At 65.4% G+C, this 26,576-nt stretch carries 25 protein-coding genes; 8 read left to right on the top strand and 17 right to left on the bottom strand.

The window, feature by feature from the left end; genetic code table 11:
* Both QRN53_RS20260 and QRN53_RS20255 read right to left on the bottom strand, forming a co-directional pair.
* Nucleotides 1-216, bottom strand: a 216-nt coding sequence (locus QRN53_RS20260; RefSeq protein ID WP_285245600.1) for a hypothetical protein, incomplete at its 3' end; no start/stop codon positions are given.
* Between the two features lie 106 nt (nucleotides 217-322).
* Complete coding sequence (locus QRN53_RS20255; RefSeq protein WP_285245599.1) at nucleotides 323-1,000, bottom strand: ABC transporter ATP-binding protein; 678 nt, start codon at nucleotides 998-1,000, stop codon at nucleotides 323-325.
* A 136-nt stretch (nucleotides 1,001-1,136) separates the two neighbouring features.
* Between QRN53_RS20255 and QRN53_RS20250 the strand changes: the two genes are divergently transcribed.
* Nucleotides 1,137-1,604 (top strand): hypothetical protein, encoded by a 468-nt coding sequence (locus QRN53_RS20250; protein ID WP_285245598.1) that lies wholly within the window; start codon nucleotides 1,137-1,139, stop codon nucleotides 1,602-1,604.
* Between the two features lie 35 nt (nucleotides 1,605-1,639).
* Here QRN53_RS20250 and QRN53_RS20245 read toward each other — a convergent pair whose 3' ends face one another.
* Together QRN53_RS20245 and QRN53_RS20240 are read right to left on the bottom strand one after the other, a co-directional pair.
* Nucleotides 1,640-3,124 (bottom strand): sensor histidine kinase, encoded by a 1,485-nt coding sequence (locus QRN53_RS20245; RefSeq protein WP_285245597.1) that lies wholly within the window; start codon nucleotides 3,122-3,124, stop codon nucleotides 1,640-1,642.
* Complete coding sequence (locus QRN53_RS20240; protein WP_285245596.1) at nucleotides 3,121-3,831, bottom strand: response regulator transcription factor; 711 nt, start codon at nucleotides 3,829-3,831, stop codon at nucleotides 3,121-3,123. Before QRN53_RS20240 ends, QRN53_RS20245 begins: the two co-directional genes overlap by 4 nt.
* Nucleotides 3,832-4,004: 173 nt before the next feature.
* On the opposite strand from QRN53_RS20240, the gene QRN53_RS20235 reads away from it, so the two are divergent.
* Nucleotides 4,005-4,514 (top strand): hypothetical protein, encoded by a 510-nt coding sequence (locus QRN53_RS20235; RefSeq protein ID WP_285245595.1) that lies wholly within the window; start codon nucleotides 4,005-4,007, stop codon nucleotides 4,512-4,514.
* A gap of 97 nt (nucleotides 4,515-4,611) precedes the next feature.
* Here the strand turns inward: QRN53_RS20235 and QRN53_RS20230 are convergent, their stop codons facing one another.
* The 3 genes from QRN53_RS20230 to QRN53_RS20220 all read right to left on the bottom strand — a co-directional run bounded on the left by QRN53_RS20230 (nucleotide 4,612) and on the right by QRN53_RS20220 (nucleotide 8,486).
* Nucleotides 4,612-5,541, bottom strand: a complete 930-nt coding sequence (locus tag QRN53_RS20230; protein WP_285245594.1) for an undecaprenyl-diphosphate phosphatase — start codon at nucleotides 5,539-5,541, stop codon at nucleotides 4,612-4,614.
* Nucleotides 5,542-5,614: 73 nt separating this feature from the next.
* Entirely contained in the window at nucleotides 5,615-7,435 is a 1,821-nt protein-coding gene (locus tag QRN53_RS20225; RefSeq protein ID WP_285245593.1) for a glycoside hydrolase family 15 protein, read from the bottom strand.
* 1 nt (nucleotide 7,436) lies between these two features.
* Complete coding sequence (locus QRN53_RS20220) at nucleotides 7,437-8,486, bottom strand: glucose 1-dehydrogenase (protein WP_285245592.1); 1,050 nt, start codon at nucleotides 8,484-8,486, stop codon at nucleotides 7,437-7,439.
* A gap of 199 nt (nucleotides 8,487-8,685) precedes the next feature.
* Here QRN53_RS20220 and QRN53_RS20215 point away from each other — a divergent pair, with 199 nt between their 5' ends.
* Together QRN53_RS20215 and QRN53_RS20210 are read left to right on the top strand one after the other, a co-directional pair.
* Nucleotides 8,686-9,192 (top strand): DUF2127 domain-containing protein, encoded by a 507-nt coding sequence (locus QRN53_RS20215; RefSeq protein WP_285245591.1) that lies wholly within the window; start codon nucleotides 8,686-8,688, stop codon nucleotides 9,190-9,192.
* Between the two features lie 121 nt (nucleotides 9,193-9,313).
* A complete protein-coding gene (locus tag QRN53_RS20210; RefSeq protein ID WP_285245590.1) occupies nucleotides 9,314-12,232 on the top strand; it encodes a PKD domain-containing protein in 2,919 nt (972 codons plus the stop codon).
* A 66-nt stretch (nucleotides 12,233-12,298) separates the two neighbouring features.
* Here the strand turns inward: QRN53_RS20210 and QRN53_RS20205 are convergent, their stop codons facing one another.
* The 4 genes from QRN53_RS20205 to QRN53_RS20190 form a co-directional block, all read right to left on the bottom strand.
* A complete protein-coding gene (locus QRN53_RS20205; protein ID WP_285245589.1) occupies nucleotides 12,299-12,766 on the bottom strand; it encodes a cupredoxin domain-containing protein in 468 nt (155 codons plus the stop codon).
* Between the two features lie 56 nt (nucleotides 12,767-12,822).
* On the bottom strand, nucleotides 12,823-13,548 hold the full coding sequence (locus QRN53_RS20200; protein WP_285245588.1) for a class F sortase: 726 nt from the start codon (nucleotides 13,546-13,548) through the stop codon (nucleotides 12,823-12,825).
* Nucleotides 13,549-13,581: 33 nt separating this feature from the next.
* Entirely contained in the window at nucleotides 13,582-14,334 is a 753-nt protein-coding gene (locus QRN53_RS20195) for a hypothetical protein (protein WP_285245587.1), read from the bottom strand.
* Between the two features lie 131 nt (nucleotides 14,335-14,465).
* A complete protein-coding gene (locus QRN53_RS20190) occupies nucleotides 14,466-14,870 on the bottom strand; it encodes a hypothetical protein (protein WP_285245586.1) in 405 nt (134 codons plus the stop codon).
* A 487-nt stretch (nucleotides 14,871-15,357) separates the two neighbouring features.
* Here QRN53_RS20190 and QRN53_RS20185 point away from each other — a divergent pair, with 487 nt between their 5' ends.
* Complete coding sequence (locus QRN53_RS20185; RefSeq protein WP_285245585.1) at nucleotides 15,358-15,870, top strand: hemerythrin domain-containing protein; 513 nt, start codon at nucleotides 15,358-15,360, stop codon at nucleotides 15,868-15,870.
* A 15-nt stretch (nucleotides 15,871-15,885) separates the two neighbouring features.
* Here QRN53_RS20185 and QRN53_RS20180 read toward each other — a convergent pair whose 3' ends face one another.
* Together QRN53_RS20180 and QRN53_RS20175 are read right to left on the bottom strand one after the other, a co-directional pair.
* A complete protein-coding gene (locus QRN53_RS20180; protein ID WP_285245584.1) occupies nucleotides 15,886-16,800 on the bottom strand; it encodes a DMT family transporter in 915 nt (304 codons plus the stop codon).
* Between the two features lie 51 nt (nucleotides 16,801-16,851).
* Nucleotides 16,852-17,916, bottom strand: a complete 1,065-nt coding sequence (locus tag QRN53_RS20175; RefSeq protein WP_285245583.1) for a sodium:calcium antiporter — start codon at nucleotides 17,914-17,916, stop codon at nucleotides 16,852-16,854.
* Between the two features lie 191 nt (nucleotides 17,917-18,107).
* On the opposite strand from QRN53_RS20175, the gene QRN53_RS20170 reads away from it, so the two are divergent.
* Nucleotides 18,108-18,521 (top strand): hypothetical protein, encoded by a 414-nt coding sequence (locus QRN53_RS20170; RefSeq protein WP_285245582.1) that lies wholly within the window; start codon nucleotides 18,108-18,110, stop codon nucleotides 18,519-18,521.
* A 27-nt stretch (nucleotides 18,522-18,548) separates the two neighbouring features.
* Here the strand turns inward: QRN53_RS20170 and QRN53_RS20165 are convergent, their stop codons facing one another.
* On the bottom strand, nucleotides 18,549-19,316 hold the full coding sequence (locus QRN53_RS20165) for a VOC family protein (RefSeq protein ID WP_285245581.1): 768 nt from the start codon (nucleotides 19,314-19,316) through the stop codon (nucleotides 18,549-18,551).
* A 216-nt stretch (nucleotides 19,317-19,532) separates the two neighbouring features.
* Between QRN53_RS20165 and QRN53_RS20160 the strand changes: the two genes are divergently transcribed.
* Together QRN53_RS20160 and QRN53_RS20155 are read left to right on the top strand one after the other, a co-directional pair.
* The gene (locus tag QRN53_RS20160) at nucleotides 19,533-20,210 is read left to right on the top strand and encodes a peptidoglycan-binding protein (protein WP_285245580.1); all 678 of its coding nucleotides are present in this window, start codon (nucleotides 19,533-19,535) and stop codon (nucleotides 20,208-20,210) included.
* 6 nt (nucleotides 20,211-20,216) lie between these two features.
* Complete coding sequence (locus QRN53_RS20155) at nucleotides 20,217-22,685, top strand: hypothetical protein (RefSeq protein WP_285245579.1); 2,469 nt, start codon at nucleotides 20,217-20,219, stop codon at nucleotides 22,683-22,685.
* 91 nt (nucleotides 22,686-22,776) lie between these two features.
* Here QRN53_RS20155 and QRN53_RS20150 read toward each other — a convergent pair whose 3' ends face one another.
* From QRN53_RS20150 to QRN53_RS20140, 3 genes are all read right to left on the bottom strand, one after another.
* Nucleotides 22,777-25,230: a hypothetical protein gene (locus QRN53_RS20150; RefSeq protein ID WP_285245578.1), complete on the bottom strand. Its 2,454-nt coding sequence runs from the start codon at nucleotides 25,228-25,230 to the stop codon at nucleotides 22,777-22,779.
* Between the two features lie 385 nt (nucleotides 25,231-25,615).
* Nucleotides 25,616-26,035 carry a hypothetical protein gene (locus QRN53_RS20145; protein WP_285245577.1) on the bottom strand — a complete coding sequence of 140 codons (420 nt, stop codon included), beginning with the start codon at nucleotides 26,033-26,035 and terminating at the stop codon, nucleotides 25,616-25,618.
* Between the two features lie 201 nt (nucleotides 26,036-26,236).
* A complete protein-coding gene (locus tag QRN53_RS20140; protein ID WP_285245576.1) occupies nucleotides 26,237-26,443 on the bottom strand; it encodes a hypothetical protein in 207 nt (68 codons plus the stop codon).
* Nucleotides 26,444-26,576: the final 133 nt, after the last annotated feature.

Here is a 26,576-nt window from a genome sequence, read left to right as displayed (position 1 = left end):
CACCAGCGGGCAAATCAACTGGCCGCCCGTGGGCAGAAACAAATGGCCATTGACAATCTGCCAATGCGCCGCCGTCAGGCCCACCGTGCCCAGGCTCCGCCCCGCAATCTCTTTGCGAAGCGCCACGACCAGGGACGCCGCCACCAAGAGCACGCACCCTCCGGCCAAGGCGTACGAGTACACATCCATGAAGGTCTCGCGGACCGATGAACGCACGCTGTTGTATCGCCGGGTCCTGCTCCGGGTGAAGCGGACCACCTCCCGTGCAAGGTGCGACGTGTCCCCGTCGGACGTCTTTTGTTCCGATAACGGCCGCATCGAGTCAGGCGCCAGCAATAATCTCCGCACCCCGTTCCGTATCAACTGTCTCCACAACCTCATCAATGACCAGACATGCGGTTGCTGTCCGAACGAGCAACCGGGGGTCGTGCGTTACAAGAACTACCGTGGTGCCGGCGTCGGCAAGCTGTCTAATGCGTTCGGCAAGCGCGTCCCTCATCACCGGATCCAATCGCTGCTCCGGCTCATCGAGAATCAAGAGAGACGACGGCCGGATGAAAGCCGCGGCCAGGAGCAATCGCCGGCGCTGGCCCGAGGACAGCGCGTCAGGTACAGCATGCGACCGCTCTGCAAGACCGAAAAAGCCCAACTCTGCCTCGACCGCTTCCTCGGGGGAGCTCAGCGAGTGGCCCCGCGCTACCAACAGCAGATGCTCACGGACCGTCAACGACGGGAAAAAGACATCTTCATCGAATACAGCCGCAACGTAACGCCGGAACCACACCGCGTCAGGCATCACGGGCAACCCATGCACACGCACGTCTCCGGCCAAGGGGTCCTGGCGACCAGCCAAGGTCCGGACCACCGTGGACTTACCAGCGCCGTTGAAACCCACCAACGCAAGGACCTTCCCGGCAGCAACACCGAAGGAGACCTCTCCACATACCGGAGCCCCGGCATACCCCACTAACAATCGCTCAGCCTCAAGCACATCCCCCATCTTTCAACCCTATAGGGGAGTCCAGTGCCCTGGCTCACCACATTTCAAGTCGAGGTGTTGCGATGTTTGTCTGAAACTGCCCTCCCTTCTGTGCGCTGATTGGACGGCCGAATACCGTTTCCGTGACGATGGTGGGGTGAACGGAAACCGCGGTGTCCCGGAGGTGGCATTTTCGACTCCCATGCCGCGTCCATACCGTGCCGGCGTGATTGTCCTCGGCGCGGTGACCACTGCTGCCGTTGTGGTTCCGTTGGCCGCCGAGAACTCGATTGCCATGAGCGTGGTCCTGGTCATTTTGCTGGGAGCCCTGTTCTGGGCCGTCTTGAGCATGCAAACGGTGGTGCGCCTCGGAGTCGACGAGGTGCGCATCCGTGTGGCAGGCGTCTTCTCGACGACCATTCCCTACAGCCAGATCACCGGAGTTGCCCCTGACAGGGCTACGGGACTTCGTGAGGGAATGGGACTGCGTCTGTTGTCGAACAGAACCACTGGCTACCTGGTCGGCGGCCCCTCGGTGCGTATCAACACCAGCGGCGGCACCGCTGTCCTCGTCTCATCAAACATGCCGCAGGAACTTTCCGAGGCCATAAGCCGACACGTCTGAATTCAGCGGCGGCTGAGGCAACCAGGGCGGGTACCTTAAACGGCCGCCGAGCGGGGCAGCCGGATACAGAAGCAAGCCCCCGGTTGCTCCGGCGTGGAAGGTTCCACGGTGAGCTGGAGGTTCATGCGCTGCGCCAGCCGGGCGGCGATGGACAGGCCCAAGCCGGTGCCGGTGGGGCGTTGGCCGTTGTACCGCCGGGCCAGCACACCGCGGTCAAACGCGACGGCGGCGTCCTCGGGAGTCAGGCCCGGGCCGCTGTCACGGACCAAGATGGCAACGACGACGGGCGCGCCGGAGTGCCCCGCCGCCCCGGGTGCCTGGCCGGGGGAGCGGTGTGGGCCTTCGAGCCTGGCCTGCAGGACGAGGGGTTTCCCGGGTGGGGTAACGCGCAGGGCGTTGCCGATGAGCCCGTCAATGATCTGGCGGAGCCGTTGCGCGTCAGTCGCGACCATCAGCGGTGCCCCGGCATCCGGAGCGGGCAGCTCGAGCCTGAGGTCCACGCCGCCCTGCGCCGCCGCCGGCTGCCAGGCCCGCTGCGCCTGCTCCAGGAGCGCGGCGACGTCGACGGCGTGGACGTCGAGGGTGAAATCGTCCGCCTCCAGCCGGGCCAGGGCCAGCAGGTCACGGACAAAGCCGTCCAACCGGTCCGTCTCCGCAGCAAGGGTCTTCCCCACGTTCGCCATGTCGTCAGGTGGTATCAACCCGTCCTGCAAGGCCTCGGCGTAGCCGCGCAGGGCTGTCAACGGGGTGCGGATCTCATGCGAAATGGAGAGCAGGAACTCGCGTTGCCTGCTCTCGCTGGCCAGCAGCGCATGGTCGAGGGTGTTGATGGCTTCGCCCACGGCCCGGACCTCCGTGACCCCGGCCGGGCTGAGCTGCACGGTCCGCTCGCCTTGGGCCATCCGCCGGGCCGCCGCAGCCGTTCGAACCAGCGGGCCGGAGAGCCGCCGGGCCAGCAGCATGCCGGCCAATACCGCGATGAGCAGGCCCGCCGCCAGGGCCAGAAGCATGGGCTGGAGGAGCCGGGCGGAGGCCGCGTTTACCTCGGCCAGCGACCGGATAAGGGCGATCCCGCCGCCCTTGGTCAGCGGCCTGGCCTCTACGAGATACTGGACACCGTCCCGGGTGAGGGTACGGGAGACCTTCTGTCCGGAGAGCACCGGCCGGACCTCGTCCGGGCCCAGGACCCTGCCCGCCGCACCCGTGACCGAACCGGACGGGGTGATCGACGCGAGGTCGTAATTGTCAGGGCCCAGCAGGTGGCGTTCCCGCAGGTCCAGCGCCTGGGATGCCACCGGGGCCGCGCTGAACGCATCGGCCTGCCGGGAAAGCTGCTCGCGGGCCTGGGTCACTGCCGCGGAACGGACCAGGGGGAAGGCGACGCTGCCGGTCACCAGGACGGCCAACACAGCGACGGCGGCGGTCACCAGAGTGGTTCGGCCCGCCAGGGAACGCAGCCAAAGCACTGGCCCGCGGGGTTGCTGCTCCTGCGCCGCAGTCCCGGCCTGGCGGACGCTCATGCTCCCTCCGCGTCCGCGGAGTAGCCGACGCCGCGCAGGGTGCGCAGCGGGTTGCCGGCGCCGAGCTTGGAACGCAGCTGGGCGATGTGGACGTCCACGGTCCGCCCCGCGGAATAGTCTGCCTGGCCCCAGACCGCGGAGAGCAGCTGCTCACGGCTGAAGACCCGGCCAGGACTGGCCATCAGGTAGGCGAGCACATCAAATTCCCTGGCGGTCAGTTCCACGGCCTCGCCGTCCACGGTGGCGGCACGGGTCTCCGGGTCAAGGGCCACCGACCCGACGCGAAGGACGCCCCGGCGCGGCATTCCGCCGCTGCGGCGGAGGACCGTCTTGAGCCGGGTCACCAGTTCGCGCGGCGAAAACGGTTTGGTCAGGTAGTCGTCAGCGCCCAGTTCCAGTCCGAGGAGCATGTCCACTTCGTCATCACGGGCGGTGACGAAAATGATCGGGGTCCAGTCGTTCCGCGCCCGCAGCCGCCGGCATACCTCGATCCCGTCGATATCGGGAAGCCCAACGTCCAGGACCACCGCCACCGGTCGCAGCCCCCGGATCCGATCCAGGCCCCCTTCTCCGGTGGTTTCCACGTGGACCCCGAATCCTGCCCGGCTCAGGTAGATCCGCTGCACATCGGCGATGGCGCGCTCGTCCTCAATGACCAGCACCAGGCCGCGGGACTGGGGGGCGCCGGCAGCTGTTGGTTGTTCCATGTATCAATTGAACCCTCCGGCAACGCCGGCCCGGGGGCACCGCTCCCGGACTTTACGTTCCTCTTACATTCCCCGAACACGTCCCGGATCTGGCCGCGCCAGAGTAGGAAGCGCACAACACCACAGCCCCTGGCACAGACCGCCAGGGCATGGGATCTCTTGAGGAGCACAGCATGAACACCACACCCGCCGGGTCCGGCAACCGCATTGCACGACTTTGGGGAGTCCGAGGACGCACCACCGCCGCCGCGGTTGTCCTCGTCGGGGGAGCGGTCTTTGGGGCAACAGCAGCCTCGGCAGCCAGCCAGAGCCCCGCCCCTTCGGCCCCGGCAACCGCCTCCCCATCCGCAGCGGCCTCCGCCGGTGCAAAACACCCGGGCGCCCACCCCTTCGTCGCAGCACTCCGAACCGAACTCCGTGTTGATATTAAGGGCGGCGACGGCTTTGGAGACAAGGCCCACGAGATTGCGTACCGGCTGATCCATCGCACCGCAGCATTCGCCAAGCTCCCTGCCAACCTGCAGGCGGACCTGAAAACCCTGGAAGGCGCCGCGGCTTCCGACCGGGACGGCGATGCAGCCAAGATCAAGGACACCGCCCTCAACGGCGGCTACGGGGACAAGATCCAAAAGGAAGCAAAAGCCATCCAGGACAAGGTAAACCAGGCCCCGGCCAAGCAGTAACCGGTCCTGTTCCGGACGGCCCTGGCCCGTCAGGACGGTGGTGCTGCCCCAGCCGTATGGCTGGGGCAGCACCACCGCCGGAAACGGCCGCCCGTTCTTATCCCAAAAACAGCATGGCCGCGAAGTAGATCGCACCGCCGGCAACGCAGTAAATGGCGAACGGTATCAACGTCCGGGTCTCGAAAAACCTCAGCAGGAACTTGGTGGCCAACCACGCAGCAACTCCCGAGCACAGCGCTCCGACAAGGAAAACGCCGCGTTGATCGGCCATTGCCGGACTAAACAACTCGGGGAGCTTAAGGACCGCCGCCGCCCCAATGACGGGAGTTGCGAGCAGGAAACTGAACCGTGCAGCATTTTCGTTGTTCAGCCCTGACAGCAGGCCTCCCACCATGGACGAACCGGACCTGGAAATGCCCGGCAGGAGGGCCGCAGCCTGCGCAGCGCCAATGCCCAGGGCCTGTTTCCAGGACAGCGCAGTCGCGATCCCGGCGTCAGGGTCCCCGGTTGCCGCCGGCTGCGGCGTGCCCGCGTTGCTCACCGAGTCAGCCCGGGCGGAAACTCCACTCGGTTCAACCAGTTCCTTCTGCCGGGCCCGGAGGCGTTCCGCGGCGAACAAGACAAGTCCGTTCAGGACCAGGAACGCCGCGGCGGTCAGCGGGGAGGCGAACAGGGAACGGATGGGCTTTTCCAGGACCAGGCCCAGGATGCCGGCCGGGATGGTACCGACGATCAGGAGCCAGCCGAGTTTGGCGTAGGTGTCAGTCGGGCTGATTTTTCGGTGCCGGATGGAGCGGGCCACACCCTTGAAAATCTCGATCCAGTCTTTGAGGAAGAAGAAGAACAGGACAACTGCGGTGGCCAGATGGGTGGCGATGAGGAAGGTAAGGAAGTCACCCGAGTTCTGGTCCAGGTTCCACCCGAACAGCTTTGGGAGGATGACGCTGTGGCCCAGGCTGGAGATGGGAAAAAGCTCGGTGAGGCCTTGGAGGAAGCCCAGGATTGCAGCCTGGATCATGCTAATCATGGACGGACCCTATCCACTGTTGGTTTCAGGAAGAAAAACAAAGCGCGAACTCCAGGTCACGCCGGTGCGCGGTTCACCCTTGACCCTGCCCGTCACCAGGATGGGCCGCCGGAATCTGTTCATCGCTCCGGCCCGGCTTTCCGTGCTGGAGTTGAAAGGCCGTGGTGACCAAGGCGAAATGGCTGAAAGCCTGCGGAGTGTTGCCCAGCTGACGGCCTGCCTGGGCATCCCATTCCTCGCTGAGCAGGCCCACGTCATTGCGGAGGGCCAGCAGCCTTTCAAAAAGTTCCGTGGCTTCGGTCCGCCGCCCGGCACCCAGGAGGGCGTCTACCAGCCAGAAGGAACACGCAAGGAAGACGCCCTCAGTGCCTGGCAGCCCGTCGTCGCTATGTTCCGGCCGGTAACGCAGGACAAACCCATCCTGTGTCAGGTCACGCTGGATGGCGTCGATGGTCCCGACGACGGCGGGGTGGTCCGGCGGCAGGAAGCCGACGCGCGGAATAAGGAGCAGGCTGGCGTCCAGTTCAGTGCCGCCGTAGGACTGGACGAAAGAATTCATCGTGGCGTTGAAGCCGTGATCCATAACGTCTTTATGGATCGTGTCCCGCAAATCTTCCCACCGGTCCGCCGGGCCCGGCAGGTGAAACTGGCGGACGCCCTTGATCATGCGGTCCACAGCCACCCAGGCCATGACCTTGGAATGCGTGAAATGCCTGCGAGGTCCGCGGACTTCCCACAATCCGTTGTCGGGCTGCTGCCAGACACTCTCAAGGTGTTCCATCAGGGCAGTCTGGATGTCCCAGGAGTCGTCCGGGACGTGCAGCAGCGCGTTGCGGGTCAGGGAAAGCCCGTCGATGACCTCGCCCCACACATCCAGCTGGAGTTGGTCTGCCGCGGCGTTGCCCGTCCGGACCGGCGACGATTTTTCGTAGCCGGCCAGCCAAGGGAGCTCGGACTCGGGCAGCCGGCGGCTCCCGTCGAGGGAATACATGATCTGCAGGTCTGCGGGGTCCCCCGCTACCGCCCGGAGCAGCCACTGCCGCCAGGCCTTGGCTTCGTCCGTGTAGCCGGCCGTGATGAGCGATTGCAGGGTGAGGGTTGCATCCCGGAGCCAGCAGTACCGGTAGTCCCAGTTGCGCGGACCGCCGGGCTGCTCAGGCAGGGAGGTTGTGGCGGCCGCTACGATCCCGCCAGTGGGGGCGAACGTCAGCGCTTTCAGCGTGATCAACGAACGCTGGATGGCTTCACGGTACGGCCCGGCGGCTCCGCTGCGGGACGACCACTCCTCCCAGTAGTCCACGGTCTGGGAAAGCGCGGCAAAAGCATCCACCGTCCGGGAACGCTGACGGTAGCTCGGGGTCCAGGTCAGAACGAACGGAACTTTCTCCCCTTTACTGACGGTGAACTCGCTGAAGGTGCGCCGGTGTTCGCCGTGCATGGGGACAGATGAGGAGACGTGCACAGAGTCCGGGCCGGCGACGGCGTGGATCCCGGTTTTGGTCCGCCGCACCCACGGGACCACATGCCCGTAGTCGAAGCGCAACGCCAATTCGCTGCGGACCGTGACGGTGCCCTCCAGTCCCTCAACGATCCGGACGAGGTCGGCGGCCTCATCCCGGGGAGGCATGAAGTCGGTGACCCGCACCCGTCCCGTCCCGGTCTCCCACTCTGTTTCCAGTACCAGGGTGTCGTGGCGGTAGCGGCGGCTGGTGCAGCTGCCGCCATTCACGGGTGCCAGGAGCCACCGCCCGGCCTCAGGAGTGTCCAGGAGAGCCGCGAAACAGGCGGGGGAGTCGAAGTGCGGGAGGCACAGCCAGTCGATGGAACCATCCGTGCCCACCAGTGCGGCCGTGTGCAGATCGCCGATGATGGCGTAGTCCTCGATCTTCCGCATCTCAGCGGTCCTCGAAGCTCAGGACGACTTTCACGTCGTCGTCCCTGCGCCGGAAGGCATCGTCGAAGTCGGCCAGGGGGACCCGGCGGGAAATCAACCGCTGAAGCCAGCCTGCGTCCGCCTTTTCCAGGGCAGCAACGGCAGCCTCGTAGTGGCTCCGGTTCGCATTGACGCTGCCGAACACCGATTCGTTACCCAGAACCAGGCTCCGGTTGACGGAACCGACGTCCACGGGGTCGGTCTTGCCGGGAGAGGAAACCCCCGTCAGGCAGGTGACCGAATCCACGGCCCGGCATGTCATGGTCTCCAATACCACCGAGGCCACACCGGTGCACTCGACGAGCACGTCGGCTTTCACCCCGGACGTCGCAAGGCTTTCCGAGTGATAAATGGCGCCGAGGTCCGAGACGAGTTCTGGTTTGGGGCCGGTGGTCACTTGATCAAAAACGTGCACTTCCAAACCGCGCTGCACGCCCAGGAGCGCAGCCAGCAGGCCCACGGGGCCGGCTCCAGTTACCACAGCGGTCTTGGGCTCGAAGAAGGCGCGCGAACCAATCGCATCAATGTGCTGCCACGCCTTGGCGACGATGGTGGTGGGCTCCAGCAGGACGCCCACGTCTTCCATCGACGATGAAAGCCTTACCAGTGCTTGAGGATCGGCGCGGTAACGGTCGCGGGCAAACCCGTGCAGTCCCTTGATCCCATGTTCGGTATAGCGGCCGTTGCGGCACATGTCCCACTGACCGGCCGCGCAAGCCGGGCACGGGACAGGATCCGGACGCCGCACGATGGCCACCACCAGGTCCCCGGCGCTGAGTCCGCTGTCCTGCGGGGCTTCAAGGACCCGTCCGAGGTTCTCGTGGCCCAGGACAAGGAAGGGGGCACCCCCCGGGGCTTCGCCGTACTTGCCGGCGGTGATTTCCATGTCCGTCCCGCAGAGACCTACCGCCAGGGTTTCAACGAGGACTGAGCCTTCGTCAGTAGCGGGCTCGGCGATCTCCCTGATCTCCAAGGAATCGGCGGAACCGGGGACAACAGTCAGAGCTTTCACGATTTTCTCCCTACCTCAGGACAACACTTCCTGTGGCCGTTCAACCGGATCCGTGCAGAAATCGTGCGAATCCCCCGGCGCTTCACGTGAGCCTACGCAAAAAGCCTGAACGCCGGCCCCGAAAACGCTGGGATACCCAACATCACTGATCAGCGCGTGGTTCCCGGCATAGACTGCAGGGGTTGTCGAAGGGATGCGCATGGAAAAAACCCGACCGGGAACGGGCGTGCTGGACAGGACTTTCCGTGTCTCCCTTATCCTCAAGGGGCTGGACGGAGTCCTGGAGCTCATCGGCGGCATCCTCCTTCTGGTGGTCACTCCGGTTCAAATCAGCGATCTGGCCCGCTTCCTCACCCAGCACGAACTCGCCCAGGATCCGCGGGACTTCGTGGCCAACAGCCTGCTGCACCTGACCTCCAACCTGTCGGGATCGGCGTCGCTCTTTGGCGCTATCTACCTCCTGCTGCACGGCATCGTGAAGATCGTCCTGGTCTGGGCTGTCCTGAAGGAAAAGTTGTGGGCCTACCCCTGGATGATCGCGTTCCTGCTCGTTTTCATCGCCTACCAGGCGTACAGGATTTCGGTGGCCTTCTCATGGGGCATGGTGCTTCTGACCGCCTTTGACATCTTCATCGTGTGGATAACTTGGCACGAGTACAGGATCCGACGGGCGCAAAAACGGCTGCCTGCCAATGATGTGTTTTAGTTCTTGCGCTGTTTTGTATTGAGGTCTATCGTCTGGGCTAACTTTGAAATTTCGCTGTAACTGGGCCGGCGGATATGAGCAAATCAAAAAGTGCTAAATCCTAGCGCCCAGGAGTCCGTCCGTGAAGATCAAGCGTTCTCTGACGTGGTTGTCCCAAGCCGTTGTTGCGGCGGTAATCGTTGCGGGGTCCCTTCTGGCGTTGTCGCCGGCGGCCTCGGCCGATACCGTCTACGGTACGCAGAGCATCTCCTATTCCGGGGTGGCAAATCCGCCCACCTCGGATAAACCCCAGAGCAAACTGTGGTGGAACGACGGCTCCTGGTGGGCGGATATGTGGACCACCGGCAGCGGCTGGCATATTTACCGCCTGGACCGGGGAACCCATACCTGGGTGGATACCGGACTACTGAATGACGCGCGCGGAAATACCCTGGCCGATGTGCTGTGGGATGGCACACATTTGTATATTGCCTCCCACGTTGTTGGGGTTTCGACCAATTCCAGCCCGGTAGTTTCGGTGACCGGCCAGCCCGCCAATCTTTACCGGTACAGCTACGCCGGGGGCACGTACACGCTCGACGCCGGTTTCCCCACGGTCATCACGAACAACAGCAGTGAATCGATGACCATCGATGAAGACAGCACCGGCGCTATCTGGGCCACCTGGACCCAGGTGGCCGGCAACTCCACCGCCGGCTACACCAACACGGTGTATGTGAACGACTCGGCGCCGGGCGGCACCAGCTGGGCCAGCCCGTTTGTCATTCCGGTCTCCAACCCCAAGGCCTCCCCGGATGACATCTCTGCGGTTGTCGCGTTCGGCAAGAACAAGATCGGGGTGATGTGGAGCGACCAGCTCACCGGGTCCGTCTGGTGGGCCACGCGCACCGACGGCACTTCCCCCACCGCTACCTCGTCCTGGAACTTCCAACCCGCCATTCAGGGCAAAGGGCAGGCTGATGACCACCTCAACCTCAAGTCGCTGCAAGCAGATCCCAGCGGCAGGGTTTTCGCGGCCGTAAAGACCAGCCTCAACGACACCTCCACCGACCCCACGCTGCCCCAGCTTCTGCTGCTCGTCTTCAAGCCCGGTACCGGCGCCTTTACGAAATCGACGATTTCCACCATCGGTGACTGCGTTACCCGGCCCCAGATTGTCCTGGACACCCAAAACAATCTGGTCCACGCCTTCCAGACGGCACCCCCCACCTCGGTCAGCGGGTGCGCCTACTCGGGCGTGGCCGGCAGCATCTACGAGAAGACCGCGTCCATGGACAACCCGGTATTCGGCTCGGGCCGTGGAACCCCCATCATCCAGAGTGCATCGTCGTCGAACATGAATGACGTGACCACCACCAAGCAGGGCGTGAATGCCACCTCCGGCCTGGTGGTGATGGCCAGTGATGATGTCGCCAAGCGCTATTGGTTCTCGGACCGGCCGCTCGGACCGGTGGGTGTTGCTCCCGTGGCGTCGTTCACGGCCACGCCCACGTCCGGGACGGCGCCGCTGAATGTGGCTTTCACCGACACCTCTACCGGGTCACCGACGTCGTGGGCGTGGGATTTTGGTGACACCGGGACCTCCACTCTGCAGAACCCCACCCACAGTTACGCTGCGGCCGGGACCTACACCGCCAAGCTCACCGCCACGAACGCAACCGGCTCGGCGTCCGCCACCGCCACGATCACTGTCACCGCCGCCGCCGGTCAGGCTCCCGTGGCGTCGTTTACGGCCACGCCGACGTCGGGGACGGCGCCGCTCAGTGTGGCGTTCACGGACACCTCTACCGGGTCGCCGACGTCGTGGGCGTGGGATTTTGGTGACGGCGGGACGTCCACCGTGCAGAACCCCACCCACAGTTATGCTGCGGCCGGGACCTTCACAGCGAAGCTCACGGCCACGAACGGGTCCGGTTCGGGATCGGCTACCAGCACCATCACGGTCACGTCTTCGACGTCGACGACGCCGCTGGAGCTGAATGATGCCACCGTCGGTACGGGCTTGAACCAGTTCAATTACAGCGGGTCCTGGAGTGTCAGCAATCCGGCGTTGGCCTACAAGTCGGATAACCACTTCGCCAACGCCACGAACGCCAGCTACCAGGTGCAGTTCAGCGGTACCCAGGCCAAGATCTATGCGGAGAAGAGCTCGGCGCTGGGCATCGTAGGCGTCTCCATCGACGGGGGAGCCGAGACGATGGTGGACCCCTATGCCTCGACGCGGTCTGAACAGAACCTGCTGTACACCAGCCCCGTCCTGACCAGTGCCACGCACACGTTGAAGGTCCGCATCACCGGCACCAAGAATGCCACGGCCACCGGCACCTACGCCGCCGCCGACCGCGTGGAAATCATCACCAGCGGGACCACCCCGCCGCCTGCCCCTGCTCCGGTGGCGTCGTTTACGGCCACGCCGACGTCGGGGACGGCGCCGCTGAGTGTGGCGTTCACGGATACTTCCACCGGGTCGCCGACGTCGTGGGCGTGGGATTTTGGTGACGGCGGGACTTCCACCGTGCAGAACCCGACCCACAGTTATGCTGCGGCCGGGACCTACACCGCCAAGCTGACTGCCACGAACGGGTCCGGTTCGGGATCGGCCATCAGCACCATCACGGTCACGTCTTCGACGTCGACGACGCCGCTGGAGCTCAATGATGCCACGGTGGGTACGGGCTTGAACCAGTTCAATTACAGCGGGTCCTGGAGTGTCAGCAATCCCTCGTTGGCCTACAAGTCGGACAACCATTTCGCCAATGCGACGAACGCCAGCTACCAGGTGCAGTTCAGCGGTACCCAGGCCAAGATCTATGCGGAGAAGAGCTCGGCGCTGGGCATCGTAGGCGTCTCCATCGACGGCGGCGCCGAGACGATGGTGGACCCCTACGCCTCGACACGGTCTGAACAGAACCTGCTGTACACCAGCCCCGTCCTGGCCAGCGGCACGCACACGTTGAAGGTCCGCATCACCGGTACCAAGAATGCCTCGGCCACCGGCACCTACGCCGCCGCCGACCGCGTGGAGATCCTGTCGAGCTAGCTCGGGAGGGCATGGTTCCGGATCTACGCCCCGGCGATCGCTCCGCCGGGGCGTAAGGCTTTTGGTTTATTTGACCGTCAGGGTTCCGTGCATGCTTGCGTGGTACGTGCAGTGGTACGTGTAGGTCCCAGCCTTGGCCGGGGCGCTGAATGTGGCACTCGTCCCGGGCTTAACCATCACGTTGAAGGATCCGTCGTCGGCGGTTACGGTGTGGGCTTCGTTGTCCATATTCATGACGCTTACCGTCGCCCCGGCGGGGACGTTGTCAGCACCGGAGTAGACGAAGGACTTGATATGGATGGTCAGGTCAGCGCCCATTCCAGGAGACGCGGACGATCCTCCGCCCGGGGTCGCCATTGACGATGCCATGGCGGAACCGCTCATACCGGCGTCCATCGAGGCAGGCTGGGAAGCTGTGGACGCCGGTGCGGGGGCCGCCGCTCCTCCATTGGTTCCGCACCCGCTGGCACCAATGATGGTGGCCGCGCCGATTAAGGCCAGAGCGAGGCGTTGGACATTTGGTGTCGTCTTCATGGTGTTTCCCTTCCAGGGAAGTAGCGGGTGCTCCCGGCGGACCCAGCGGTGCCGATTCAGGCGGGGTGGCTGGAGGTCAAGTGTGCGTAGACAACAGTGTTGTCCAGGTACTCACGGGTGGCCGGGTCGTAGCCGCCGCAGGTAATAAGGCGGACTTCGGGCCGGTCCGCGTTTTGGTACACCTTCACGGTGGGGAACGTTGATTTGTGGTAGACATCCACCCTGTCCACTGTAAAGACCGCAGCGGTGTGGTCCGCGCGGGTGACAGTGATGGTCTGGCCGGCGGAAAGTTCGTGGAGCCGGTAAAACAGGCCAATATCGCTGGTGGTGCTGTTGACATGGCCCAAGATGACCGCAGACCCCGTTTGGCCCGGCGTGGAGGAGTCCTGATACCAGCCGGCGGGTGATCCGGGTTCCCCTGAAGGGGTCTGGACTTCGCCATTGGCTTGCTTCCCCAGAGGAATCACTGCAGCATCCACCCCAATGGTGGGAACCTCCAGCCGGACCGGAACAGACGCCGGCAGGCCGGCGTCCAGGGCAGCCGGCGGAACCGCGGCCGGTGGCGCGGGAGTGGTGGCCGGGCCGGCTGATGGGGTCGTGTTGGGCCCGGGGTCAGGGGACGCGGCAGCGGAAGGTGTGCTGGGAGCTGCAATTGTTCCCACGCTGACGGGAGGTTCAGCGTGGAGGCCCAGGCCGATGGTGGTGATGCCGCCTGCCAAGAGCAGCGCGGCCGCCGCGGACGCGATGAGGCGTCCACGGCGGCTGCTGTTCCGGGATTCCATCAGATCCCTGCCTGTTCCTCTTGCCTTCCGGGCCTAGGCTGCCATCTTGCGCCGGAGCGCGTAGGCTCCGCCAGCTGCCAGGACCAGGCCGCCGCCGGCTGCGAGCATGCCGAGGTCAGGGCCGGACGGGGCGGGCGCCGTGATGCCGGTGCCCGGGGCTCCGGCGGGCATTGCCTTCAGGCTGCCGCACAAAGCGGGTGAGGTGGCTGCCAGCGGCAGGGACGGGACAAGGTCGCTGGGCTCGTTCTGGGCTGCTGCGGGCAGCGTGGCCGGGTCCAGGCCGTGGACTACCACCACGGCGGTGCCGGCCTTGAGTGAATCAGCGGTCTTGGCATCCAGGGTGAAGGTCCGGTTGTACGTGTACGAGGCTCCCATCCCTGCGACCTTCAGGTCGGTGCCGGCAGCGGGGCTGGTATCACCACTGGTGGACAGTGTGGCGCCGATCCCGCCATAGAAGGGGGCGCCTTCCGTGGTGCTGATGACGCCGTCTTTGCTGGTGTCTGCCGACATATCCGGGCAGGTTCCCTTTGCGCCGATGTGGATGTGCTGGACGTGCGGGTAGGGATTGCCATTGAACATGGCAGCGAGTCCGGAAACTTTCTCCGTGACAGTTGCCTGGTCTCCGTTGACGGTGATCATGACTGTTCCGGAGGCGTTGCTGCCGTTGATCGCGGCAAGGTTGGCCTGGTACATCGTGCCGTTGTCGGCGGCCAGGGCCGGGCTGGTGGAGAGTGCAAGTGCCCCTAAGGCAAGAGCGGGGGCAATCAGGAAAGCGGATTTCTTCATGACATTTCCTCCATTGGAAATGGACGCTCCCCTGATGGGCCCGCCCATGACTGTGACATAGTAAGTTCGCTGTGCTTCAGGTCACGGATGGGAGGATCCAGGAAATTCCTCCGCAGACCGCCCGGGCCTGGCTATTCGGACCAGCAGGCGAGCACGGCGGTTGCCACATGGTAGGCGAAGGCATCCCTGGAAACGCCATGCGGGCCCACGGTGGCGGGGAGGGCGGTCGCGTCAACGGCAAGGACGAAATTGTCCTTGGCAAACACCGCCGAAGTCGGGGTCTGGAAGGCGGCAAAACCGAGATTGGCCAGCCCTTCAATGGGAGCGGCCCCGGCGGAGGAATTCTGCCGCCCTGCGAGATCTGCAGCGGCTGACTGGGCATCCGGTGCTTCTTTAACGGTGAGGACCAGGGGGCCGCCAGGGAGTGCGTAGGTACACGTATAGAGCTTGTCCGCCCAGGAATTTGTGGTGGCGGGCTCGGATGTGAGGGAGAGGGCCTTGACGATGTTCTCCCGAGTCTCATCGCCGCACACCATCGCTGCCGCGGCCGAGGGGCCATCCTTGGCATCGCCGGAAGAACCAGATGCCGACGGGGACGGTGAACCGCTACCAGCATGGGCACCGGCAGATGCGTCAGATGAAGCGGCCGGGGGTGCTGAAGCGCTGCCGGAGGCTGATGCACCACCCACGGCAGTGGTGCATCCGGACAGAACCAGCATCAGGAACGCACTAACAGCCGCCCCGCGCGCCATATGCCGGTGCGCCGCTTGCGGCCAGCTGTGGGAATTCATGGATACACCCTTCGTAAAGACTCCTGGACCGACATGGGCCAACCCGCCCCCTACCCAACTGTTCGTAGCGGCGGCCCACGTGGACCGGTTGTGACTCATGCCCGGACCCGGCAACCAGAGGGCCTCGCGCGGCCATGCGGTCGGCGCATCCTGGCTTACCGGGTGGCGGCGTCACAAATGGGTACCTTGGGAGTTAGTGCTGACAGGTACATCTCCCGCCGAAAGGACCACCATGGACATCGTTGAAGTTATTTTGAGTGACCACCACGAACAGCGGCGCCGGTTCGCCTTGCTCGACGAGATGCATGGCTCCGAGCCGTCCGACCTCGAGGCCGTGTGGAACCAACTCCGCATCCTGCTGGAGGTCCACGCCAAAGGTGAAGAGGAACTGTTCTACCCCGAACTGCTGACGTTGGGGGAGGGGGCCGGCGGGAAGGATTCCCCGGAGGACGAGACCACCGATGCCATCCATGACCACAATGAAATCCGGGACGCCATCAGTGAGGTCGCCCGGCACCAGGCCGGCACGCAGGAGTGGTGGAAGGCGCTGGCCAAGGTCAATGAGGTCAACGGCGATCACATGGCAGAGGAAGAACGCGAAGGCTTGACCGATTTCCGGCAGCACGCGTCCCTGGAGCTGCGCCACCGCCTCGGCCTGTCCTTCGCGATCTTTGAGTCGAAACACGCTTCCGGCATCAAAGCCCAGGACGTCAGCCCCGAGGAGTACGTCCGCGAGAACGAATAATCCGTCGCCTGACGGTCATCGTCTGACCCCTGGCCGGACCGGTTTCTTGACCGTGGCCAGCAGGAAGACTCCGGCGACCGCGGTGGCCCCGGACAGCAGGAACAGGACGATGGCCAGCGGGGGCGCTGCGGCTGCCTCGCCGAGGATGGTGACGCCGATGGCGACGGCCACCAGCGGGTCGATGACGGTCAGGCCGGCGACCACCAGCTCGGATGTTCCCCGGGTGTGGGCGTTCTGGACCAGGAAGCTGCCGGACAGGGCGGCGACGAGCAGCCCCGCCAGGCAAGTCAGTGACAGCCATTCGAAGTCGCCCTGGAACAGCCGGGCGATCACGGTCTTGGCCAGGGCTGCGACGAACCCGAACAGGATCCCGGCCCCGGCGGTGAACACCACCGCGCCCGAGCGGTGGCGCCACCGGGCGTACGCCACCCCCACACAAGCGAGGACGACGGCGAGCACGATCAGGATGGTGACCAGGTGGTGGTCGCTGATCTCCACGTCCTCCGCAGAGAATGCCGCCACGGTGACGAACACGGCTACTCCGGCAATGCAGAGGGCGACGGCGGTGAGGGCCCGGCGCCCGGGCGGCTTGCGGGTCATCCGGGCGGTAGCGAGGGTGGTGACCACCAATGCCACGGCGCCGATGGGCTGCACCACGATCAGGGGGGAAAACCTGAGGCTGGTCAGCTGGAGGAGGATGGCTGCGCCCAGCATCCCCGTCCCGGCCAGCCATGCCGGGCGGCGGACCAGGGCCTGGAGGCGTCCGCCGCCCATGCTTCCGGATGCACGCCCGGACGCGGCCGGCTGGTCTTCCACGGCCCGGTGCTGGAACAGCGTTCCCAGGGCGAGCAGGACCGCGCCGGCTGCGGCGATGGGAATCCCAAGCCAGTGGGAAGACATCAGTGCCGGCACAGCGGCTGACTGGATCATGATCCGACAGTACCCGTATTGGGCAACTGTGGACGGACGCCGGAACGGTTCCTATGAGGTTGTGGCAACGGCGAACAGTCCGGCGATGCCGAGCAGGTACAGCACGAGCACCACCAGGGAGTCCACGCCCATGGCCAGCACCTTCTTTTTCGGCCTGAAGAGCAGCCCCAGCAAGTAGACGAGGGTCAGCAGGATGGCCAGTGCCGTGAGGTAGATGTCGGTCGCCTGGGCCTGGGGAAGCACCGGCTTTCCCGTGATCAGCACGGCCGCGAGGAACAGTACGGGAAGGAAGGCGTTGCCGCCGAAGATGTCGCTGAACGCGAGTTTGTAGTCCCCCTGCTTGACCGACGTCAGCCCGGTGGAGATCTCCGGCAAGGAGGTGGCCAGTGCAAGGACGGTGGCACCGAACAGTACGCCCGAAAGCCCGATGTGGCCGGCGATCGCGTCTCCACTGCGCTCCAGCACCACACCGGCCCCCAGCGTGGCCAGCGCCGCGACGCTGAAGATCAGCACTGATGTGCCGGTTCGCAGGTGCTTGTTCTGCTCGCTGTTCTGCTTTTTGGAGTGGCCCCTGGGTTTGTCCTGGGCGCCCGGGGCATCACCCTGTTCGTGCCAAGGGAGGCTTTTCTGGGAGCGTTGGACGAGGATAAGTCCCATAATCCAGATCGCCGTGATGAGTACCGCCGCGGGCGTGAGCCGGAAGGCTACGAGGTTGCCGGGCATCTGGCTGCCCGCAATCACCACGCCCAGGACGGCGACGACGGTGACCGCCTCGATCACGAGTGTCAGGGACGCTGCCCTGTAGCTGAGGGGGTGGCCGCCTTTGGTGCCCAGGGCGTCGAGCACCACCAAGACCACCGTCTGGATGGCGATGCCACCCAGGATGTTCCCTACCGCGACGCCGATATTGTTCGACGCGGCAGCTGAGACCGTGATGGCGATTTCGGGCAGGTTCGTGGCGACTGCGAGCAGGATGAGCCCGCCCAGGGCGGACCCCAGGTGCAGCCGGTCATCGAGGATGTCAGTCTGTTTTGACAGCTGGATCCCGGCCACCCAGATTACGGCCGCCGCTGCGGCAAATATCAGCAGGAGGACTGCAAGGGGCAGTGATTCCAACCCGGTCTCCGTTCCTCAGGGCTGCATTGAGCCGTTGACGTGTACTCCATTCCTGTGGCGTACCCATATTTCCGGCGCTCATGTTTTCCGGGACGTACTGCACGTCTGTCGCGCGGCGTCGGGGAGGTGCGGGTGCCCGGCTCCCTGTTGGCTAGAGTCGTATTTTCGGCCCGGCGAAAGGGGGTGCGGCCATGGGGAAGCCCTATGTGCCCAATGAGCTGCTGTCGCGGCTGGTGGGGGACCGGCTGTACTCGGTGGAGTTCGTCCTCAACGACTACGTGCAGCTGCGGTTCCACGGCGCCCCCGGAGCCGGCCCGCTGACCCTTAACTGCTATGTGTGGCCGGTAATCCAGCAGGCCGGGCGCCGTTGGCATGAACGGGACCTTGGCTATGCTGATGCGCTGCGGCGGTTGACACCCGGCGTTGTGGTGTCAACCGCCGAAGCCACTTCTGACGGCATTCGCATTGGCCTCGATACGGGTGCGATCCATATCCGCCCGGCCAAGGACGAGGTCTTCGTGGAGATCGCCGAGCTGCACGGATTCGCGGACGGCGCATGGATGGTCTGGCGTCCGGGAGAGGACAGTTTCGAGGATTTGGCCTGACCCCGCGGCGGGCGAAAGGCCCGGAACCTAGCGCTGGGCGATCCTGAACAGTGCACCGGTGGGGTCGGTCAGGGCCGCGATGCGGCCAAACGGCGTGTCCTCAGCGGGATATATAACCTGGCCGCCCAGTGACGTGGCAATGTCCACTCCCGCGTCGGTGTTCTCGATCGCGAAGTACACCTGCCAGTTGGACGGCGCCCCGTCAGGGAGGTAGGAGGAGGCGTCCATGATGCCGGCACGGGAGGAATCACCGGATCCGAGCGTGGTGTACCGGAACTCTTCGGTGTCGCTCATGACGTCCGTCTCCCAGCCGAAGACGTCCTGGTAGAACTTCACCGACGGCGCGTAGTTGCGGGTGTGCAGTTCATGCCAGTACGGGGTGCCGGGCTCGCCCGCGGCCTGGAAGCCGGTGTGGCCGCCGAACTGCCAGGCCCCGATGGCGGCGCCGCCGGTGTCGCCGAACATGGCCATGTGGCCCTGCTCGGGAACCTCCATGGGCGGCATGAACACCTGTCCGCCGGCTGCCACTGCGGCCTCGGCGGTGGCGTTGATGTCCTCCACGCGCAGATACGTCGTCCACACGTCGGGGTAGCCGGATTCGCCGTCGTTCTTCATCATCCCGGCCACCGGCAAGCCGTTGGCAAGGGCTGTGATGTATCCGCCGTACTTCTCCTGGTCGCCTTCCTCGTACATCCAGCCGAACAGGCGGGTGTAGAACTCGCGGGACCGTTCGGGATCCGAGGTCATGAGGTCCGCCCAGCAGGGATCACCGGGGGCAAAAGTGGGCTTTGGCATGGGGGCTCCTTGGTTTGTTACGGAAAGGTGGACTGTCTGTCAGTCCTGACCGTAGCGCTGGCCGGCCGCTTTGCATACACCCGCCCCGGTACCTGCCCGGGCAGGATGCGGGGGTGCTGCAGTCCTTCGCAAAACTGCTAATCATGCTTACTATTGTGGGGCGCGGGCTGCCCGCTGGGGGCAGAGCACCCGCGCCGCACCGGAGGTCTCCCAAGCATGGACAACGAAATGCGTCCCCTCACCGATGAAGAACTGATGTCGGAGCAGGCCACCGCCCTGCCGGACAAGGAAGTGGCATCGGTCCTGGACCTGAACGCGGACCTGGACCTGGGTCTCCACACCGCAGCTCCCATAGACCTGGCCGTCGCGGCCAACGCGAACGTGGCGGCCCCCATTGATGCCTCCGCCTCCGCCAACATCCTTTCCTTCGGCTCCGATGCCCAGGCGCTCTCACACCAGGATGCCGCGATCGATCAGGGCATCGTTGCAGACGCCAATGCCAACTCCGCCCAGGACAGTGTGATCGGGCAGGGCGACGGCAGCACAGGCACCGGAACTACCGATCCAACAGCCGGGACCACCGATCCAACCGCCGGAACCGCACCGGCCCCCACCGGCACCGGTGGTGTCACCGGTGCGGCCGGTGCGCTGAACGGCAACCTGCTCAACGTGGACGTGAACCTGAACGCCGATGCTGCCATCGCCGCACCGATCAACGGTGCCGTAGCCGCGAACGCCAACGTGGCAGCTCCCATCGATGCCTCCGTGGCCGCGAACATCGGCTCGATCGGCAGCCAGTCCTACGCCATCTCGGACCAGAGCGCCAGCATCGCCCAGCACATCGACGGCGCGGCCAACGCCACGGCCGGCCAGCAGTCCAACCTGCAGCAGTAAGCCAAGATGACCCAAACCCACGGCGGGCCGCCTTCCGAGGCGGGCCCGCCGTCGTCACGCGTTTCCCTCGCGCAGGAACCGCCGGGCCAAGGAAGTACGACGGCGGGAGCCCACCTTCCGGCCCTGGCGGACGGCGTGCAGTTGCTTGGCACGGCAGAGGGCTCCGGCTACCGGGAGCCGCCCGCCCTGGTGCGCCGCGGCGACGGCCAGACCCTGCAGCTGACACGGCTTCTTTACCTGGTGCTGGAAGCTGCGGACGGGACGCGCGACCTGGAAGGAATTGCCCGGCACGCCAGCGAAGGGTCCGGGCGGCTGGTCAGTGCGGAGAACGTGCGCACCCTGATGGATTCGCAGCTGCTGCCGATGGGCCTGCTCCGGCTTGCCGACGGCACCCAGCCCGAGGTCAAGAAATCGAACCCGCTCCTGGGTTTGCGGTTCCGCTACATCGTCTCCGATCCCGAACGCACCCGCAGGATCACCGCCCCGTTCGCGGTCCTGTTCAATCCCCTGATCGTGGTGGTTGTAACGGCGGCGTTCCTGGCGGCCTGCTGGTGTGTGCTGATGGTCAAGGGCCTGGGCTCGGCCACCCACGAGGCGTTTGCCCAGCCGGCCATGCTCCTGCTGATCCTGGCCGTCACCATCCTGTCCGCCGGCTTCCACGAGTTCGGCCACGCCGCGGCCACCCGCAAGGGCGGCGCAACACCCGGGGCCATGGGCGCCGGGCTGTACCTGCTGTGGCCGGCGTTCTTCACCGACGTCACCGACTCGTACCGGCTGAGCCGCGGCGGCAGGATCCGCACCGACCTCGGCGGCCTGTACTTCAACGCGATCGTGGCCGTGGCCATCATGGCCCTGTGGTGGGCCACCGGCTTCGACGCGCTCCTGCTGGTAGTGGTCACCCAGATCCTGCAAATGGTCCGGCAACTGATCCCGCTGGTGAAGTACGACGGCTACCACATCCTGGCGGACGCCACCGGCGTGCCTGACCTCTTCCAGCGGATCAAGCCCACCCTCCTGGGGATCCTGCCGTGGCGGTGGGGGAACCCGGAAAGCAAGGTCCTCAAGCCGTGGGCGCGTGCCGTTGTCACCGTCTGGGTCCTGGTCACCGTACCGGTGCTGCTCTTCAGCATGGTGATGATGGTGATGTCCCTGCCGCGGCTGCTGGCCACCGGCTGGGCCGGCGTCGGGAAACAACAGGAAGCTCTGGCGGCGAGCCTTGCGTCCGGCGACGTCCTGGGCGTGGCGGCGCGGGCGCTGGCCATGGTGGTGGTGGCCGTACCGGTGCTGGGCGTCCTGTACATCCTGGCCAGGCTCCTGCGGCAACTGGTAACAGGTCTATGGCAGAAAACCAGCGGCAACCTGGTTCAGCGGACCATCGCCATGGGTGCCGTGGCGGTCCTGCTTGCCGGGCTGGCCTGGGCGTGGTGGCCCGACGCCGGGACGTACCGCCCGGTGCAGGCGTACGAACGCGGGACGCTGGGCGATGCCACCCGGGCCATCCTTCCTGTTCGCGACGACGGGGAGTTGCGGCAGGGCGGTGCGGGGCGGACCGTTGCATTGTGGCCGGCCGGAGCCGCCAAGCCCACACGGGACAACCCGCAGCTGAGCATGGTGCTGGTACCGGTGGGCGCAACCTCGCCCGGCGCATCGTCCAGCGCTGCTTCCGGCGGGGCCGCGCCCGCCTCTGCGCCGTCGTGGGTCTTCCCGTTCGACCGGCCCTCCGCGCCGGCCGCCGGCGGAAACCAGGCGCTCGCCGTCAACACCACCGACGGCTCCGTGGCCTACAGCGTGGCGTTCGCGCTGGTGTGGGCTGAGGACGGGGAACCGGTGACCAACACCAACGAGGCGTATGCTTTCGCCAACTGCACGGGGTGCGCGGCCGTGGCCGTCGGTTTCCAGGTGGTGCTGGTGGTGGGCCAGGCGAATGTCATCGTGCCGCAGAACCTCTCCGCGGCCGCCAACTACAACTGCCTGGACTGCCTGACCTATGCACTGGCCAGCCAACTGGTCCTCACGCTCGACGGTCCGCTGGATGCGGCGGCCAAGCAGCAACTGGAGGCCCTGTGGGCGCAGATTGCCGAATACGGGCGGCACATCCAGGACGTGCCGCTCTCTGAGATCCAGGCGACGCTGTCCGGTTACAAGGAGCAGATCACTGCCATCGTCAAGGGGAACTCCGTTGCGGGAGGGACCTCGGTAGCAACGTCCCCGGCGTCAGCCACCCCGAGCGGCACCCCCGCGCCAGGCCCCACCACCTCGGCGGTGCCGGGCGGCCCGGCTGCAGTCCCCGCGACGGCACCCGGCGAAACCTTCGCACCCGCCCCGGCAGGGACCGGGGCGGCCACCGCACCGGCGGCCCAGTCCGTGGAAGGCGGGCAGCCGACGTCGTCCGTTGACAATGCGACTCCCGCACCCACCACTGGCGCCGGGTACGGGGCCACGGCTGTACCGGTGCCCACCTCCAGCGCCGGGTGACCCGGTTAAGCCGCTGAGCCCGGCCCCCTTGGTAAGGGTGCCGGGCTCAGTGGATTGGTTCGGTTTGGTCAGCCGTGCAAGCGGCTTGGCCCTACGGCGCGGTGCCAGCGATGAAGTAGCCGGAGATATCGGAGATCAGGTCCGTGCTGCCGGGCGAGTTGTTCTGCAGGGTGATCTTGCCGTCGGCTCCGACGGGAACGGTCACATTATTCGGGATGGTCTGCCCGGCGCTGAAGTTCACGTTGGACGTCACCGGGATTGGTGTTCCGGAGGCGAAGGCGATGATGTGTCCGTAGGACTGCGGGCGGGTCACGGTGAGGTTGAAGACGATCGCCGAGACCTTTGCGGGCACGCCTGCCACGCCGGCAGCCTGGAAAGACACTGGCGAGAACGATGCCGCGGGTGCGGTGTTGCGGGTATCCAGGAGCCTGGTGGGCGTGACGGGTACGAAGGCCCCGGGAACGGTTGGGGTGCCGGCAATGTAGTAGCCGGCAATGTCCGCGATCAGGTCCGTGGTGCCGGGCGAGTTGTTCTGCAGGGTGATCTTGCCATCGGCCCCTACAGGGACGGTGACGTTGTTCGGGATGGTGTCTCCGGCGTTGAAGTTCTCATTGGACGTGACCGGGACGGGGGTGCCGGAGGCGTAGGCGATGATGTGCCCGTAAGACGTGGGACGGGTGACGGTGAGGTTGAAGACCACCGCGGAGACATTCGCCGGAACCCCGGCCACGCCGGCGGCCTGGAAGGATACCGATGAGAACGAGCCCACCGGTGCGGTGTTACGGGTGTCCAGGAGCCGGGTGGGGGCAACGGGAACAAACGCTCCGGGAACGCTTGGGCTTCCGGCGATGTAGTAGCCGGCGATGTCCGCGATCAGGTCCGTGGTGCCGGGTGAGTTGTTTTGCAGGGTGATCTTGCCATCTGCCCCCACGGGGACGGTGACGTTGTTCGGGATGGTTTCTCCGGCCACAAAGTTTTCATTGGACGTGACCGGGATGGGGGTGCCGGAGGCGTAGGCGATGATGTGCCCGAACGACGTGGGACGGGTGACGGTGAGGTTGAAGACCACGGCGGAGACGTTCGCCGGAACCCCGGCTACGCCTGCGGCCTGGAAGGACACCGATGAGAACGAGCCCACGGGCGCCGTATTCCGGGTGTCCAGCAGCCGGGTGGGAGTCACGGGCACGAAGGTACCCGGAACTGTGGGGGCAGGGGCAACGGTGAGCGGCCGGTCGGAGAACCAGTAGCGTTGGGCCACGTCGTCGCTGGCCAGCACCACCAGGCCGGATGCGCTGGTGACCGGCTGCTTGCTGGTGGTCACGTTGTTGATGTTGGGGGACGTCGGGTCCTGGATGACGGGGGTACCGCGGCCTGCCCCGAATACGGGGTTGTCCATGGAGGCGGTCTTTTCATAGATGCTGCCGGCTTCGCCGGTGTAGTTGCAGCCGCTGACGGAGGTGGGCGGTGCGGTCTGGAAGACATGCAGGAGGTTGTTCTCGGGGTCCAGCACCACTTGCGGGCGCGTCACGCAGTCACCGAGGGTGGAAATAGTGGTCTGGGTGAAGGCCCCGGTGCCCGGCTTGAAAACGAGCATCAGGAGCTGCGGAAGCGTGGGGTCGGTGGATACCTGGTCCAGGCTGGTCTTCACTGCCGCGAACACCCGCCCGGTGGAGTCGGCCTGCAGCGATTTCAGGTTCAGGTGGTCATCGGCCTGGCCGTTGCCTTTGACGGCTGCCTGGACCTTCCACGATGACGACGACGCCGGCGCGGTTCCGTCGGTGCGCGTGGCCCACCAGACGGATCCGGTGAGCTGGTCGGTCCACATCACGCCGATCTTCTTGTTGCCGTAGGCGATGACCGAAGAAATGTCGTCGGCCGCCGGGTGCGGGTTGGCAACGGGAAGCACAAACGGGGTGGACCAGGTGGCGCCGCCCGGTGCTGAGTTATTGACGTAAACGGTGTTGGTGAAACCGTTGGTTGCGTCTCCGGCCACTTCAGTCCAGGTGGCCCAGATGGTGCCGGTGCTGTCCTGGTCGATGGTCATGGATTCGCTGCTGTTGGGGGCGATCACTGACGGGAACCCACTGTCCAGCGTGTACTTGCCGTTGGCGTAGCTGTACCGGTAGAGGTAGGCGGGCTGGTTGGGAACCGAGGCCTGCGGCGCCGCTTCGGTGGATACCGTGACCACATGGGAGGCAATGTACAAGTGCGTGCCGTCCCACAGGGTGTCCGCCAGGGTGTTGGTGCGGCTGTCATTCAGCAGGCCGGTGTCAACCCAGGTCTCTGTTCCGCGGTCCAGACGGTAGATGTGCCATCCGCTGCCGGTGGTCCACATATCCGCCCACCACGACCCGTCATTCCACCACAGCTTGCTCTGGGGCTTGTCCGAGGTGGGAGGGTTTCCCGCACCCGCATACGTGATGCTCGGATGCCCGTAGGTGGTGTCCGTCGCCGCGTTGCCTGGCGCCGCCAGGACTGTCGCGGTGAGGACGGCGGCCAGGGCCAGTAACTGGGCCAGCCAAATAACAGAACGCTTAATCTTCATCACAGCTCTCCCGCGCTTGATCGGATTACCCCAAAGCCGGCCACGTCAGTGTGGTCCGGCAGCAGTTCTTATCCGGTCACGTGCGGGCACCCAAACCCCAGCGTCTATCAGCACACAGCTCGTGGCCGGTCTGCAGAGCCTATTGGGAGGATCCCTGACCCGTCATGAGTAGTAAGTACTCGAACTAATTCAGGGGGTACCTGTGCTGACCTTCGGATTTTCCCAGTCACTACCTGTTCAGGTCCGCCGGGAGCGGGTACCCCTGCAGTGCTGTTACGTGTCCACGCCGGCGCCGGCAGCCGCGGTCAAGCCGCTGGGCCCGGCCCCTTTTTGCAAGGAAGCCGGGCCCAGCGGGGAAGTTGCGTTGGTTTACGTTGCGGTGGAATCAGCCTTTCTGGCCGCCGCCGGGGCCTCCGGTGTCAGTGGAGGTCACGTTGAAGGAGGCGTCCAGGTAGACGGTGGCGCGGGTTCCGTCCGCCTTGACGATGTGGGCCTCGTACGTGGCGCCCTCGGCGTCGTTCTCCACGCGCTGGATGGTGGCCCCGGGGTTCGCTGCCAAGGCTGCATCCGTCACTTTGGTTGCGGTATCGCCGGTCAGGAGCGTCTCGGTGATGCCGTTGGCTTGGTGCCCGCCCTTGGATTCGTCGCGCGGAGCCGGAGTGGTGGACGGGGCGGTGCTGGACTGGGTGGTGCTTGAGTCCGTGGTGGCGGCATTGGCCGGCAACGCGGCACTGGCCAGGGCGCCGCCGCCGATCGCAGCGGCGAGGGCGAGGCTGGCAATCGCTGACTTCAGGGTGGTCTTCATGGTGGGGCTCCTTCTGGGTCGGCCCTCCGCTGGAGGGGAATGACTCAAGCATCCGGGCCCCGGCTGTTCCTGGTGTGGGGCTCCGCTGTGCAGCCGCTGTGCAGATTTGTTGTTCCCGGATCGGCCCTGTGGGCCCGGGCAGCAAACAGCCCCTGGCACATGGAGTGCCAGGGGCTGCCTTTGTTGCTGTTGCGGTGCCCGCTACTCCGCGAGCTTGCTGACGGCTTGCGCCCAAAGGAAGAACTTGTTGGTCCCCAAGTCCTTGACGGTCTTGATGTTCAGCGCCTCTTTGAGCTTTTGAGCGTCGCCCTCGGAGAGGCCCTTCAGTGCTTCGACCGGCGCCGCAGCCAAGTCATCGACGCCCTTGTCGAGGTATTCCTTGTCGAACTTCGCATTGATTCCAGCCATACTGTCCTCCTGGTGTTCGGTGGTCCTGACTGTGCTGGGGTGCACAAGCGCCATTGAACCACGGCGTTTATCAATACGCACGAGTTAATCCGGCCCCGGCCCGGGACCCGCCCTTTCTCGCGCCCCTGATTGC

Origin of the sequence: Pseudarthrobacter sp. fls2-241-R2A-127 (assembly GCF_030209355.1) — a bacterium.
GTDB lineage: Bacteria > Actinomycetota > Actinomycetes > Actinomycetales > Micrococcaceae > Arthrobacter.
This window is presented reverse-complemented; position numbering and strand designations above follow the sequence as displayed.

Coding starts and splice junctions, on each gene's coding strand:
- QRN53_RS20255 (WP_285245599.1), bottom strand. CDS start 1,000: ATGGGGGATGTGCTTGAGGCTGAGCGATTGTTAGTGGGGTATGCCGGG.
- QRN53_RS20245 (WP_285245597.1), bottom strand. CDS start 3,124: ATGAGCGTCCGCCAGGCCGGGACTGCGGCGCAGGAGCAGCAACCCCGC.
- QRN53_RS20240 (WP_285245596.1), bottom strand. CDS start 3,831: ATGGAACAACCAACAGCTGCCGGCGCCCCCCAGTCCCGCGGCCTGGTG.
- QRN53_RS20235 (WP_285245595.1), top strand. CDS start 4,005: ATGAACACCACACCCGCCGGGTCCGGCAACCGCATTGCACGACTTTGG.
- QRN53_RS20230 (WP_285245594.1), bottom strand. CDS start 5,541: ATGATTAGCATGATCCAGGCTGCAATCCTGGGCTTCCTCCAAGGCCTC.
- QRN53_RS20225 (WP_285245593.1), bottom strand. CDS start 7,435: ATGCGGAAGATCGAGGACTACGCCATCATCGGCGATCTGCACACGGCC.
- QRN53_RS20215 (WP_285245591.1), top strand. CDS start 8,686: ATGGAAAAAACCCGACCGGGAACGGGCGTGCTGGACAGGACTTTCCGT.
- QRN53_RS20205 (WP_285245589.1), bottom strand. CDS start 12,766: ATGAAGACGACACCAAATGTCCAACGCCTCGCTCTGGCCTTAATCGGC.
- QRN53_RS20200 (WP_285245588.1), bottom strand. CDS start 13,548: ATGGAATCCCGGAACAGCAGCCGCCGTGGACGCCTCATCGCGTCCGCG.
- QRN53_RS20195 (WP_285245587.1), bottom strand. CDS start 14,334: ATGAAGAAATCCGCTTTCCTGATTGCCCCCGCTCTTGCCTTAGGGGCA.
- QRN53_RS20190 (WP_285245586.1), bottom strand. CDS start 14,870: ATGGTGTGCGGCGATGAGACTCGGGAGAACATCGTCAAGGCCCTCTCC.
- QRN53_RS20185 (WP_285245585.1), top strand. CDS start 15,358: ATGGACATCGTTGAAGTTATTTTGAGTGACCACCACGAACAGCGGCGC.
- QRN53_RS20180 (WP_285245584.1), bottom strand. CDS start 16,800: ATGATCCAGTCAGCCGCTGTGCCGGCACTGATGTCTTCCCACTGGCTT.
- QRN53_RS20170 (WP_285245582.1), top strand. CDS start 18,108: ATGGGGAAGCCCTATGTGCCCAATGAGCTGCTGTCGCGGCTGGTGGGG.
- QRN53_RS20165 (WP_285245581.1), bottom strand. CDS start 19,316: ATGCCAAAGCCCACTTTTGCCCCCGGTGATCCCTGCTGGGCGGACCTC.
- QRN53_RS20160 (WP_285245580.1), top strand. CDS start 19,533: ATGGACAACGAAATGCGTCCCCTCACCGATGAAGAACTGATGTCGGAG.
- QRN53_RS20155 (WP_285245579.1), top strand. CDS start 20,217: ATGACCCAAACCCACGGCGGGCCGCCTTCCGAGGCGGGCCCGCCGTCG.
- QRN53_RS20150 (WP_285245578.1), bottom strand. CDS start 25,230: ATGAAGATTAAGCGTTCTGTTATTTGGCTGGCCCAGTTACTGGCCCTG.
- QRN53_RS20145 (WP_285245577.1), bottom strand. CDS start 26,035: ATGAAGACCACCCTGAAGTCAGCGATTGCCAGCCTCGCCCTCGCCGCT.
- QRN53_RS20140 (WP_285245576.1), bottom strand. CDS start 26,443: ATGGCTGGAATCAATGCGAAGTTCGACAAGGAATACCTCGACAAGGGC.